Origin of the sequence: Micromonospora ferruginea, from assembly GCF_013694245.2 — a bacterium.
Classification (GTDB): domain Bacteria; phylum Actinomycetota; class Actinomycetes; order Mycobacteriales; family Micromonosporaceae; genus Micromonospora; species Micromonospora robiginosa.
On the sequence record NZ_CP059322.2, the window covers coordinates 3,614,528 to 3,627,074 of the forward strand.

A 12,547-nucleotide genomic window follows, 5' to 3' on the forward strand; every position below is an offset into this window, starting at 1 on the left:
AAGCACCGACAATCGGTGCTCGGGCGTGAGGAGCGAATCGTGAAGTACATGCTGCTGATGCAGTTCAGCGCCGCCGGAGCTGAGTTCCCGTCGGTGGACACCTGGACGCCGGCGGAGTTCCGGGCGCACATCGACTTCATGGGCGAGGTCAACGCCAAGCTGATGGCCGACGGCGAGTTCGTGCAGGGCGAGGGGCTGGGCGGGCCGCCGCAGGCCCGGATCGTGCGGGCCGGCGAGAACGGCGCGCCGGTGGTGACCGAGGGGCCGTTCGCGGAGACCAAGGAGTTCCTGGCCGGCTTCTGGATCGTCGACTGCGAGAGCCCGCAGCGGGCCGTCGAGATCGCCGCGTTCATCTCCACCGCGCCCGGCCCCGGCGGTCGGCCGCTGAACATGCCGATCGAGGTGCACCCGGTGATGTCCGGCCCGCCGCAGGAGATGTGACCCTGGCCGACCACGCCGTCGAGGACCTGCTGCGCGAGCTGGCGCCGCAGGTCCTCGGCGTGCTCGCCCGTCGGTTCGGTGACTTCGCCACCGCCGAGGACGCGGTGCAGGAGGCGCTGCTGGCGGCCACCCGCCAGTGGCCCGCCGAAGGGCTGCCGGAGCATCCGCGCGCCTGGCTGACCCAGGTCGCGTACCGGCGGATGATCGAGCTGGTGCGGGCCGAGACGGCCCGGCGGGACCGGGAGGAACGCGCGGCCCGGCGCTCCGGCGACGACCGGCGGACCGCGCCGGCCGCCGACGAGCCGCTGACCGGCGACCGGGACGACGCGCTGGTGCTGCTCTTCCTCTGCTGCCACCCGACGCTGACCACCCCGTCGGCCATCGCACTGACGCTGCGCGCGGTGGGCGGCCTGAGCACCGCCGAGATCGCCCGCGCGTTCCTGGTGCCCGAGGCCACGATGGCGCAGCGGATCAGCCGGGCCAAGCAGCGGATCAAGGAGTCCGGCCTGCCGTTCCGGCTGCCCGAGCCGGCCGACCGCCAGGCCCGGCTCGCCGCCGTGCTGCACGTGCTCTACCTGATCTTCACCGAGGGGCACACCGCGACCCTCGGGGACGACCTGCGGCGGGTCGACCTCTGCGAGGAGGCGATCCGGCTGGCCCGGGAGATGCACCGGCTGCTGCCCTCCGACAGCGAGGTGGCCGGGCTGCTCGCGCTGATGCTGCTCACCGAGGCGCGCGCCGCCGCCCGCACCGGCCCGCACGGCAAGCTGATCCCGCTGGCCGAGCAGGACCGGTCCCGCTGGGACGCCGCCGCCGTCGCCGAGGGCACGACCCTGGTCACCGACGCGATGCGGCGGGGGCCGGTCGGGCCGTACCAGCTCCAGGCCGCGGTCGCCGCGCTGCACGACGAGGCGGCGAGCGCGGCGGACACCGACTGGCCGCAGATCCTCGCGCTCTACGGCGTGCTGGAACGCCTCACCGGCAGCCCGGTGGTGGCGTTGAACCGGGCGGTCGCCACCGCCATGGTGCACGGGCCGGCCGCCGGGCTGGACGCGCTCGCCGGCCCGGCCGCCGACCCCCGGCTGGCCGGCTCACACCGGCTCGACGCGGCCCGCGCGCACCTGCACGAGATGGCCGGCAACCACGACGCGGCGGTGACCCACTACCGGTCCGCCGCCGCGCGGACGACGAGCCGTCCCGAACAGGAGTACCTGTTGACCCGCGCCGCCCGCCTGGCCTCCGCCTAACCCGCCTAGCCCCAGCCCGATGATCAAGGAGTTTGTGCCGACCAGCGGCGCGGCTGAGGACACAAACTCCTTGATCACGCGGGGTGGGTGGGTTCAGGCGGTGCGGCGGGTGGTGTCGCGCAGGGCCAGGGCGACGGTGGCGAACAGGGCGGCGCCGCAGCCGACGCCGGAGACCAGGGCGACCGCCGCCGCGTCACCGCCGAGGGCGTAGGTGAGGAAGCCGGCCAGGCCGAGCGCGGTCATCACGGCGCCGAGCCAGTGGTAGCGGGGCATCCGCCAGACGGCGGCCAGGCCGAAGAAGTGCACGCCGACCACCACCGCGACCCAGGCCACCGACACCTCCGGCCGGTCGAACACGTTGTTGATCACGGCGAGGCCGCCGAACAGCGCGACCGCCTCCAGCGCCACCACGATCCAGTAGCGGCGGTCCATGAAGCCGGCCGCCTCCGGCCCCTGCGCGGCCGGCGGGGCCTGCCGGGCCACCCGGAACACGCCGACCAGGAGCAGCACGGCCACCAGCAGACCGGCGATCCGCACCACGAGCGGCCACGGCGCGGGCAGGCCACCGCTGTTGACCATGACGAAGACGGTCCCGAACGAGATGGCCACGAGCGAGCCGATCACCAGCCCCGACGGCCGTCCCCTGGTCCCCGGCGTGCTCATCGCGTCCCCTTCCGACGGTCGCGCGCCGGCGGTCGGCGCGACGCGCGCCAGACTGTACGGCAGCCCGGCCAGTACGTCCGCACCTCACCCGGTGGTCGGCCCACCACGCCGCCGTGCGCCTCGAGAGTGTCCACGGCACGTGCGACGGTGCGCCCGGCCGGCTGTCGAAGGAAGATCTGGCTGGCGTGCCAGCTTCGCGCTGGTGCTCCCGACCGCAGCCGGGACACCCATACCGTTCCACCCACGCACCATCTGGCCGGTGAGTGGAACAGTATGGGTGTGTCAGGGCGCCGGAGACACCCATACCGTTCCACCCATGCCTTACCCGGCCTGCGACGGGAATGCCACGGGTGTGTCGGAGCCCGGAGACGTCGAAGCTGGGCGGCGGATGGCTGAGTCGTCCCTGCCCTCAGCTCGACAGGCCCCGACGGCAGGCGAACCGGTGGGCCACCGACGACCGGGCTGAGGGCGTACCCCGAGAAAGGTGGCCGGGTCCGTGCGGACCCGGCCACCGATGTGCTGGTCGGTCAGCTCGCGGTGCAGGTCACCGCGGGCGTCGCGTTCGTGCCGTTCCAGCTCGCGATGAAGCCGAACGTGGTGCTGGCGCCGGCGCCGAGCCGGCCGTTGTAGTCGACGTTGCGGGCGGTGTAGGTGGATCCGCTGCCGCTGACCGTGGCGTTCCAGGACTGGCTGACGGTCTGGCCGTTGGCGAACGTCCACTTCGCCGTCCAGCCGTTGATCGCGGCGGAACCGGCGGTCACCTTGATGTCACCCTGGAAGCCGCCCTGCCACGAGTTGACGACCGTGTAGCTGGCGGTGCAGCCACCGGCCGGCGGGGGCGTGGTGGTCGGCGGCGTGGTCGGGCTGGGGCTCGTCGTCGGGCTGGGGCTGGTGGTCGGGCTGGGGCTGGTGGTCGGGCTGGGGCTGGTGGTCGGGCTCGGCGAGCTGCCGGAGTAGACCGACGCCTCGCGGGAGGTGGCGGTGATGCCGTTGGCCCCGGCGAAGATGCGCTGGCCCCAACTGGTGAGCTGGTTCGGGTTGAAGCCGGTGGTCATGTCGAGGTATTCGACGCCGCCGCCGTTGCCGCTCCACGACCAGCCCAGGTAGCCGATCTTGTTGGCCTGGGCGTAGGACATGATGGTGTCCTCGTCGGGGTTGCCGTCGGAGTGGTTGAAGCCGAACTCGCCGACCACGATCGGCAGCCCGGCGGTGCGGAACCGGCCCAGGTAGTCGGTGATCTCCGCGGCGGTGTCGAAGACGCCGTACATGTGGATGGAGAAGACGGTGTTGCGCTGCGGGTCGGCGTTGAACACGGTGCCGGCGTTGTCGCGCATGGTGAACGACCAGTCCTGACCCCAGTTCGGGCCGTCCACCATGATCGTGTGGGTGAGGCCACCGGCCCGCAGTCGCTTGATCGCGTTCGAGGTGTCGGTGGTCCAGGCGCCGTAGCCCTGGTTGCCGAACGGCTCGTTGCCGATGTTGACGATGACGTACTTCTCCTGGCCCTTGAGCACGTCGGCGATGCTCAGCCAGTAGTCGGTGGCCTTGGCCAGCGTGGTGGCGGCGCCGTCCTCGCCGTAGCCGGTGGTGTCGTGCGCCTCCAGCACGCAGATGAGGCGGTTGGCCTTGCACAGGGAGATCACGTTGGCCACGTCGGCGGCGCTGTTCTTCGTCCAGCGGTCGCCGGTGGCCAGCACCACCCGGACGGTGTTCGCGCCGAGCGCCTTGATGTTGGCGAACGAGCTGGTCTGCTGCGGGTACCAGGTGTGCGCGTGGTTGACGCCGCGCATCACGAACTCGGTGCCGTTGGCGTCGTAGAGCCGGCCGTTGGAGACGGAGAAGCCGGTGGCGGCTTGCGCCGGCTGCCCGAAGGCGAAGACGGCGGTGAGGGCCGTCAGCAGGGCGACGCCCGCGACGGAGAGCATCTTCTTCATGGCTGTCCTCGAAAGGTGGCGGCGGTCCCGGACGCCGGCATCAGCGTAGGCCGATGGAACGCCGAAAGCAACCGGTTAAGTCCTGCGGCGGCCCGCCTTGTCACGGGCCGCCGCAGGGGCGGTCATCCCCACCACAGGATGGTGCGCCTCCCCGGTCTGAACCGGTTAAGGCGGACTGTAGGCAGCATCAACCCGCCCGTCAAGGTTGACCCGCGTCGCGCAGGGTATCCCTGAATGATCCACCCGGAAAGGAGCGGCGCCATGGTGAACGTCGGCTACACCCTGATGTGCGAGCAGGCCGGCCCGAAGGACCTGGTCGACCACGCCGTGCGCGCCGAGGCCGCCGGCTTCGACCACCTGGTCATGTCCGACCACTACTACCCGTGGCTGGAGTCGCAGGGCCACTCCCCGTACGCCTGGTCGGTGCTGGGCGCGGTCGCCCACGCCACCACCCGGCCCGAGCTGCTGTCGTTCGTCACCTGCCCGATCCGGCGCTACCACCCGGCGGTGGTGGCGCAGAAGGCCAGCACCATCGGCGTGCTCTCGGACGGGCGGTTCACGCTCGGCCTCGGCGCCGGGGAGAACCTGAACGAGCACGTGGTCGGCGGGTGGCCGCACGTGCAGCAGCGGCACGAGATGTTCGAGGAGGCGCTGCAGATCATCCGGCCGCTGCTCAACGGCGAGACGCTGACGTTCTCCGGCAACCACTTTGACGTGCCCGACGCGTACGTGTGGGACCGGCCGGAGCGCCCGGTGCCGATGGCGGTGGCCGCGTCCGGCCGGCAGTCGGCCACCCTCGCCGCCGAGTACGCCGACGCCATGATCGCCACCGACCCGCTGTCACACCTGGTCGACATGTACGAGGAGGCCGGCGGCGCGGGCCGCCCCCGCTACGGCCAGGTGGCGATCTGCTACGGCCCGGACGAGGACGAGTGCCGCAAGATCGTGCACGACCAGTTCCGCTGGTTCGGGATGGGGTGGAAGGTCAACGCCGACCTGCCGAACCCGGACGCGTTCGCGGCGGCCACCCAGTTCGTCCGCGAGGAGGACGTGGCCGAGGGCATCTCCTGCGGCCCGGACACCGACCGGCACGTCGAGGCGTTCAAGAAGTTCGTCGACGCCGGCTTCACCCACGTGGCGCTGGTGCAGGTGGGCGGCGACAGCCAGCCGATGTTCCTCGACTGGGCCCAGGAGGAGCTGCTGCCCCGGCTGCGCGGGCTGTGACGGGAGGGTCGACGACATGCGTATCGGGAACACCGAGATCCGGCCCGCCGGCGGCGGGTTCGGCTGCCTGCTGATGATCCTCTTCTCGATCGTCGCGTCGGTGGTGCTGACCGTGCTGCTCAACCTGATCCTCTAGAACCGGCCGCGCCGCCTCCCGGGCGGCAACAGAATGAGGCCATGAACCTGCTGACGGTGCTGCCGCTGGCGGTCGTGATGGTCGCCGGGCCGCAGCTCATCAGCGCGGTCTTCCTGGCCGCCAGCCGCGACCCGAGGCGCAGCTCGGTGGCCTACCTCGCGGGCGCGGCGCTGGGCACGCTGGTCCCGTTGACCGTCTGGTACGCGGTGTTCCGGCTGGTGCGCCACTCCGCCGGCAACGGCACCAAGGACAGCGGCAGCCGGCACCTGATCGACTGGATCGTGCTGGCGCTGCTGCTCGTCCTCATGGTGATCACGTTCCTGCGGCGCGAGCGGAGCCAGCCGCCGGGTTGGATGCGCAGGCTGGAGGACCCCCGGCCGCGCTTCGCGTTCGGGCTCGGCGTGCTGCTCTTCCTGGCCATGCCCAGCGACGAGGTCACCATGGCCTCGGTCGCCGGCAGCCTGGCCGGGCACGACAAGCCGTGGTGGCACCTGCTGCCGTTCCTGGTGCTGACCGTGCTGCTGCTGGCGCTGCCGCTGCTCGCGCTGGTGCTGCTCGGGGCGCGCGCCGAACGGCTGCTGCCGAGGATCCGGGACTGGTCGAACGCGCACTCCTGGATCATCAGCGAACTGGTGATCCTGATCTTCGTGGCGATCGTCGGGTCCGACCTGGCCTAGGTGGCGAGGTCCAGCTCGGCCAGCACCGGGTAGTGGTCGGAGGCGGTCTCGGCGTCGCCGCCGCGGATCACCCGCACCGCGCGTACCCGGTCGGCCAGCGCCGGCGTGGCGAGCAGGTAGTCCAGCCGCATGCCGGCGAACTCCGCGCCGCCGTGGCCGGTCGGCACCGTCAGCCCGCCGGTCGCGTCGCCCCCGGCCCGCGGCCACAGGTCGACCAGACCGCCGTCGAGCAGCCGGGCCACCGCGCGGGTGTCCACGGTACGGCCGTCACGGCGCAGGTGCCGACGCCGGTACGCGGCGGCGAGCCCGGCCAGCCGGTCGGCGTGGTCGACGGCCGGCTCCAGCGTGTTCAGGTCCCCGGCGAGCAGGGCCAGCTCTCCCCCACCGCGCCGCACCGCCGCCGCCAGCCAGCCCGCCTCGATCCGGCGCCGCCGTCCCGAGTACGGGTTCAGGTGGGTGCTGACCACGGTCAGCGGCCCGGCCGGCGTGGCGATCCGTACCCGGGCGGCGGCGTGGTGGAACGGTCGGCGCACCGACCCGGCGGCCAGCACCCGCAGCGGCGGGCGGACCAGCACCGCCACCGGCTGGCCGAAGCAGGACCGGGCCAGGTGGGGCGTCATGTCCACCCGCCGCGCCAGCCCGCCCAGCGTGCCGTCCAGCCCGCGCAGCTCCTGCAGGGCCAGCACGTCCGGGCGCTGCGCGGTGACGACCGAGACGATCCGGTCCCGGCGGTCGGTGCCGTCGCGGTCCCGACCGCCGGTGCGGATGTTCCAGGTCATCACCCGCAGCATCGCGGTCAGTCCGGCCGGCCGGCCTTGGCCAGCTCGTCGTCCAGCTCGTCGACCTGCTCGGACTCGATGGCCGGCTGGTTGCCCTGCGCCACGTCGGCGTTCGGCCGGATCACCCACCAGAGCAGCGACAACCAGAGCGTGCCCAGGATGATCGCGCCCATGAAGTCGGTCGGGTGGTGCATGCCCCGGTACATCCGGGAGGTGGCCACGCCCACCGGCATGATCACCGCCATCGCCACGAACAGCCACCGCCACCACCGGTCGGTGCGCGGGAACACGATGATCGCCATGGCCACCCAGAGGCAGATGGTCGCCGCGATGTGCCCGGAGGGGAAGGACGAGGTGGGCATCTGCCCGTCCAGGTTCTCCACCGGCGGGCGGGGCCGCTCCACCACCCGCGCGCTGGCCAGGAAGAGGCTCAGCTCGCCGAACATCGCCAGCACCACGAACAGCACCGGCCGCCAGCGCCGCCACACGGCCAGCACGATCGGGCAGAACACCAGCGAGACCAGCAGGATCGCGTGGGTGTCGCCGAACTTGCTCCACCACCAGCTCAGGTCGGTGAGCGTGTCGGTGTGCCGGGCGGCGAACCAGCGCGGCACCTCGGTGTCGAGCGTGTCGAAGATCGTGCCCTTGGCGTGGTAGCTGACGTACATGCCGAACGCGTACAGCGCGCCGAAGACGATCACCCAGCCGACCAGCAGCTCGGCCACCGACGAGCGGGGGTGCTCCAGCACCTTCTCCTCGGCCGGGGCCGGGGTGATCTCCTCCCCCGCCTCGGGCTCCAGGCCCTCGGTCAGCGGCGGGACCGGCCGGCCGCGCTCGCGCCGCCACAGCCGGAAGGCGTACGCGGTGACGCCCAGCCAGGCCGCACCGAGCAGCCAGCCGCCGAGCACGTCGGAGACGAAGTGCACGCCCAGCGCGATGCGGGTCAGCCCGACCAGGAAGACCAGCACGGCGGCGATGGCGATGGCCGGCTTGCGCCAGCGCGGCGCCATGGCGGGCAGGAACACCAGCAGCAGCGCGCCGTACGCGACGAACGAGCCGAGCGCGTGGCCGCTGGGGAAGCTGTTGCCGGGCGCGCTGGCGATCGGCACGTCGACCACCGGGCGCAGCCGCCCCACCAGCGCCTTGAGCGACGGGTCGAGGATCAGCCCGCCCACGCCGGTGACGATCAGGTAGACCGCCAGCCGGGACTGGCGGCGGATCAGCAGGCCCACCACCGCGATGGTGATCAGCCAGATCAGCACCGGCCGGCCGCCCAGGTCGGTGATCGCCTTGAGCACGGTGACCAGCGGACCGTGCGACGCCACGAGGTTGTTGAACCACTCGGCCGCCTCGTGGTCGGCGTGCTGCAGCGGGCTCCAGCGGAACCGGACGAGCATCAGCAGCACGCCGAACGCGACGCCCGCGCCGGCCACCGCGAGCAGCCCGACCAGGCTCCGCTCGGCGAAGTGGCCGAGCGGCCGGCGCCCGGATTCCTTGACCGCGGTCACACCGCACCTCCCTTTTCTTCTGCGAGGCGCGCTGTACCCGATCGGCGTGGCTCTCACACGCCGCGTCGGCGCGGCGTCAGAGCGCGGTCATCTCGCCGGTGTCCAGCAGCTCCTCGCGCTGCGCCTCCGGCTCCCACAGGTCCGGCTGGGCGGGCTCCTCCACGCCGATCCGCATCGCCTCCAACTGGGCGGCGAAGGCCAGCCCGCCGAAGAGCGCCATCCCGGTGAGGTTGGCCCAGAGCAGCAGCGCCATCATGCCGGTCAGCGCGCCGTAGGTCTGGCCGAACCCGCCGCTGTACTTGACGTACGCGGCGAGCAGCAGGCTGGCCAGCCACCAGAGCGCGATCGCGATGCCGGCGCCGAAGAAGAGCCAGGACAGGCCGGGCTGCTTGCGCCGCGGCGCGTGCCGGAACAGCGCCGCGACGGCGACCACGGTCAGGCCGAGGCTCAACGGCCAGCGCACCACGTCCCACACCACGGTCGCGAGGTCGCCCCACTCGTAGTGCGCGCGCACCGAGTCACCCAGCGCGCCGCCACCGACCAGGATCAGGAACCCGGTCAGCGCGGGCACGCCGGCGACCAGCGCGAGGACGGCGGCGCGCACGTACTTGGGGAACGCCGGGCGGTCCCGCTCGACCCCGTAGATCCGGTTGGCGCCCCGCTCGATCTGAGCCATCGTGGTGGTCAGCGCGACCAGCCCGGTGATCAGACCGAGGGTCAGCGCCAGCTCGCCGGCGTCCTCGGTGCGGTCGGAGTCGGTCAGCAGATCCTGCACCACGGTCTCGCTCTGGCCGGGCGTGATGGCCAGCACCGTGTCGGCGACGACCTTGCCGCCCTCGTCCGCGCCGAGGTCGGTGATCAGGCCGGTGAGCGCGATAAGGAACGGCACCACGGCCAGGCAGAGCTGCAACGCCAGGGCCCGGGAGTGGCTGAAGCCGTCGCCGTAGCGGAACCGGATGAAGGCGTCCCGCAGCAGGCACCAGCCGCCGTGCCGGCGCAGCGTGCGCCAGGCATCGTCGGCGGACAGCTCGTTCTGGGTCATCAGCCGCGTCTCGGGGACGAGCTTGGTGCTACTCACGGCGGGCGTCCTCGACCAGGCGCTCGCCGCGCTCGGCGGCGGCCTTGGCGTCCTCGGCGAGGTCGGGGTGGTCCTCCGGCTGCGGCACGCAGAGCCACAGCGACTCGGGCCGGATGGTGGCGGTGAGCGAGCGCCCCGGCTCGATGAGGTCGCCGTCGAGCTGGCGGGGCTGGGCCCGGTTGCTGGCGATCTCGACGGTGCGGGCCCGGAACACCTCCATCCGGGGCACGCTGCCGGTGCGGCGGACCAGCGCCCAGCCCATGGCGAGCCAGTGGCCGAGCGTGCGCGGGGTCAGCACCGCCACGTCGAGCCAGCCGTCGTCGGGCTCGGCGTCGGTGAGCAGGCGCACCCCGCCCTGGAGGCGGCCGACGTTGGCGACCAGGACCGAGCGGGCGCGGCGGCGCAGCGGCGGCCGGCCGTCGATGCGCACCGAGACGCGCATCGGCCGGTCCCGCAGGTGGCGGGCGGCGCCGACCAGGTAGGCCGGCCAGCCGATGCGCTTCTTGGTGGTCTCGGAGGTGGAGTCGAGCATCTGGGCGTCGAAGCCCATCCCGGCCATCACCGCGAAGCACTGGTCGTCGACCACGCCGACGTCGAGCCGGCGCATCCCGCGCTCGACGGCGACCTCCAGCCCGGCGGCCAGGTCGTTGGAGAGGCCGAGGTTGGCGGCGAGCAGGTTGCCGGTGCCCTGCGGCAGCACGGCCAGCGCCACGTCGGTGCCGGCGAGCGCGGTGACGCAGGCCATCACGGTGCCGTCGCCGCCGCAGGCGAAGACCACCTCGGCCCCGGCCTTGACCGCCTCCTCCGCCTGGCCGCGACCCGGGTCCTCGACCGTGGTCTTGTGCCAGGTCGGGGCCGGCCAGCCGGCCGCGTCGAGCGCGCCGTCCACGATCCGCCGGAACTCGTCCAGGTCGGCCACCTTCACCGGGTTGACCACCACGGCGGAGCGCGGGGTCCGGTTCTCGGCGGTCACCGGGCGCTTGTCGTCTGCACCGTCCACGGCGTCAGTGTGCAGCACGTCGAGCGTGGCGGCGACCCGGCGGGCGGGGTGGTTGCGTGGACCGCAAACAGGTTTGAAATTCCGACCGCGCGTCAGGCCGCCTCGCGCAGCGCCGCCTCGACCCGCCGGCGCAGGTCGTCGAGGTCCGCGCCGGCCTCGGTGAGCACCTGCGCGCCCAGGCCGCCGCCCTCGCGGAGCAGGCCGAGCAGGATGTGCTCGGTGCCGATGTGCCGGTGGCCCAGCCGGACCGCCTCGCGCAGCGACAGCTCCAGCACCTTCCGGGCCCGGGGCGAGAGCCGGCCGGTGCCGTGCTGGCGACGCCACCAGCGACGCGGGCGCGGCGCCGCCTCGCGCAGCGCGTCGGGGCCGAAGGTCTCCTCGATCCGCGCCACGATCGCGGCGAGGTCGATGCCGATCTCGCGCAGCGCCGCCGCGTCCGCCGCGCCGAGCCCGTCGACGCCCTGCGCGGTGTGCCGGGCCACCGCCGCGCGCAGGCCGTCCGCGTCGATCCCGTCGGCGGCGAGCAGCCGGACCGCCAGGTTGTCGCGGTCGGCGAGCACGCCGAGCAGCAGGTGTTCGGTGCCGACCGGACGCCGGCCCTCGGTCTGGGCCTCGGCCAGCGCGTGGTGCACCACGGCCCGGGCCCGGTCGGTGAATCGTTCGAACATCACGCCTCCCAGCTCTGGGGCACCGCCGGTCGCCCGGCGTGCTTCTTGTGGACCGCCTGTCGGCTGACCTCGAGGGCGTCGGCGATCTCCTGCCAGGACCAGCCCTGTCGCCGGGCGTTGTCCACCTGGACCACCTCGAGCCGTTCGAGCAGCCGGCGCAGGGCGAGCACCGCGCGCAGGCCGACCCTGGGGTCGGTGCTGCCGGCCGCCGCCGCGAGTTCCGTCGCATGACTCATGCTGTCAATGTAGGTTGACAGGCCACCGTTCGTCAACCCTGGTTGACAGATGACACGCGTCCGCCTGCCGGCCGGCGATCCGCGCCGGTGTTACGTTCCGTACGTGTTCCGTCGCCGTCCGCTGGACCGGCCGGTCGAGGCCGCCCGCCGGTCGACCGTCGGGCGGCACACCCTGGAGATCGCCGGCGGCAGCGTGGTCGGGCACCGCTACCCGGAGAACTACGACGTGCTGCACGTCGACGAGAAGCTGCCGCTGGCCGTGGTCTGCGACGGCATGGGCGAGGGCGAGGGCAGCCGGGCGGCCGGCGCCACCGCGGCACGCGCCTTCGTCGACCAGGTCCGCGCAGCCTGGCCGGTCGTCGACGCGGCCGGGCTGCGGGCCGCCACGACCGAGGCGCAACGACGGGTACGCCGCGCCGGCGCGACCCTGACCGGCCTGACCGGCTGCACGCTCACCGCGCTGGTGGTCGAGCCGGCCGACGGTCAGGGCTGGCTGGTGCAGCTCGGCGACTCGCGGGCGTACCGGCTGCGCGAGGGGCTGCTGGAACTGGTCACGGTCGACCACACGATGGCCTGGCTCGGCCTGCTGCACGGCTGGTGGACGGCCGGCTCCCCGGAGGCGACCCGGGCCCGTTACCAACTGCTGCGCTACGTGGGCCACCCGGACGGGCCGGACCCGGACCTGCTCTGCGTGCCGCTGCGTCGCGGGGACACCTGGCTGCTCTGCACCGACGGGGTGAGCGACCAGCTCGGCTACCACCGGTTGCGGGACCTGCTGGCCGCCCGGCGGGACCCGGCGCGCACCGTCCGGGCCCTGCTCGACGCCAGCCTCGCCGCCGGCGGCGAGGACAACGCCACCGCCGTGGTGCTGCGCGTCCACCCCGCCTTCCCCGGCCCGCGCTGACCGCCGCCGGGGCGTGACCGGGGACACCCGTGACATCCTGACGTTCTGTGCA

At 73.2% G+C, this 12,547-nt stretch carries 12 protein-coding genes and 2 pseudogenes; 5 read left to right on the forward strand and 9 right to left on the reverse strand.

Features of this window, described 5'->3' with window-relative positions; all coding sequences use genetic code 11:
• Positions 1-48 precede the first annotated feature (48 nt).
• Both H1D33_RS15495 and H1D33_RS15500 read left to right on the forward strand, forming a co-directional pair.
• The gene (locus H1D33_RS15495; RefSeq protein ID WP_246412214.1) at positions 49-441 is read left to right on the forward strand and encodes a YciI family protein; all 393 of its coding nucleotides are present in this window, start codon (positions 49-51) and stop codon (positions 439-441) included.
• Positions 442-443: 2 nt separating this feature from the next.
• Entirely contained in the window at positions 444-1,688 is a 1,245-nt protein-coding gene (locus tag H1D33_RS15500; RefSeq protein ID WP_220138781.1) for an RNA polymerase sigma factor, read from the forward strand.
• Positions 1,689-1,781: 93 nt separating this feature from the next.
• Here the strand turns inward: H1D33_RS15500 and H1D33_RS15505 are convergent, their stop codons facing one another.
• Positions 1,782-2,351: a hypothetical protein gene (locus H1D33_RS15505; protein ID WP_181572453.1), complete on the reverse strand. Its 570-nt coding sequence runs from the start codon at positions 2,349-2,351 to the stop codon at positions 1,782-1,784.
• A 527-nt stretch (positions 2,352-2,878) separates the two neighbouring features.
• Positions 2,879-4,285 (reverse strand): cellulase family glycosylhydrolase, encoded by a 1,407-nt coding sequence (locus H1D33_RS15510; protein WP_307755195.1) that lies wholly within the window; start codon positions 4,283-4,285, stop codon positions 2,879-2,881.
• A gap of 261 nt (positions 4,286-4,546) precedes the next feature.
• On the opposite strand from H1D33_RS15510, the gene H1D33_RS15515 reads away from it, so the two are divergent.
• Complete coding sequence (locus tag H1D33_RS15515; protein ID WP_181572451.1) at positions 4,547-5,509, forward strand: TIGR03557 family F420-dependent LLM class oxidoreductase; 963 nt, start codon at positions 4,547-4,549, stop codon at positions 5,507-5,509.
• A gap of 177 nt (positions 5,510-5,686) precedes the next feature.
• Entirely contained in the window at positions 5,687-6,322 is a 636-nt protein-coding gene (locus tag H1D33_RS15520) for a GAP family protein (RefSeq protein ID WP_181572450.1), read from the forward strand.
• Here the strand turns inward: H1D33_RS15520 and H1D33_RS15525 are convergent.
• The 7 genes and pseudogenes from H1D33_RS15525 to H1D33_RS15550 all read right to left on the reverse strand — a co-directional run bounded on the left by H1D33_RS15525 (position 6,319) and on the right by H1D33_RS15550 (position 11,591).
• Complete coding sequence (locus H1D33_RS15525) at positions 6,319-7,113, reverse strand: endonuclease/exonuclease/phosphatase family protein (RefSeq protein ID WP_181572449.1); 795 nt, start codon at positions 7,111-7,113, stop codon at positions 6,319-6,321. The genes H1D33_RS15520 and H1D33_RS15525 overlap by 4 nt on opposite strands.
• A gap of 5 nt (positions 7,114-7,118) precedes the next feature.
• Positions 7,119-8,609, reverse strand: coding sequence for a phosphatase PAP2 family protein (locus tag H1D33_RS15530; RefSeq protein ID WP_181572448.1), 1,491 nt, complete (start codon positions 8,607-8,609; stop codon positions 7,119-7,121).
• A 76-nt stretch (positions 8,610-8,685) separates the two neighbouring features.
• On the reverse strand, positions 8,686-9,687 hold the full coding sequence (locus H1D33_RS15535; protein WP_181572447.1) for a YihY/virulence factor BrkB family protein: 1,002 nt from the start codon (positions 9,685-9,687) through the stop codon (positions 8,686-8,688).
• On the reverse strand, positions 9,680-10,687 hold the full coding sequence (locus H1D33_RS15540; protein ID WP_181572446.1) for a diacylglycerol/lipid kinase family protein: 1,008 nt from the start codon (positions 10,685-10,687) through the stop codon (positions 9,680-9,682). The genes H1D33_RS15535 and H1D33_RS15540 overlap by 8 nt, the downstream gene beginning before the upstream one ends.
• Positions 10,688-10,779: 92 nt before the next feature.
• A pseudogene (locus H1D33_RS30405) lies at positions 10,780-10,980 on the reverse strand (Clp protease N-terminal domain-containing protein); the annotation flags it as partial.
• A 171-nt stretch (positions 10,981-11,151) separates the two neighbouring features.
• A pseudogene (locus H1D33_RS30410) lies at positions 11,152-11,355 on the reverse strand (Clp protease N-terminal domain-containing protein); the annotation flags it as partial.
• Entirely contained in the window at positions 11,355-11,591 is a 237-nt protein-coding gene (locus H1D33_RS15550) for an HTH domain-containing protein (protein ID WP_181572444.1), read from the reverse strand. The gene H1D33_RS15550 and the pseudogene H1D33_RS30410, both read right to left, overlap by 1 nt.
• 103 nt (positions 11,592-11,694) lie before the next feature.
• Between H1D33_RS15550 and H1D33_RS15555 the strand changes: the two genes are divergently transcribed.
• Positions 11,695-12,495, forward strand: a complete 801-nt coding sequence (locus tag H1D33_RS15555; RefSeq protein WP_181572443.1) for a PP2C family protein-serine/threonine phosphatase — start codon at positions 11,695-11,697, stop codon at positions 12,493-12,495.
• Positions 12,496-12,547: the final 52 nt, after the last annotated feature.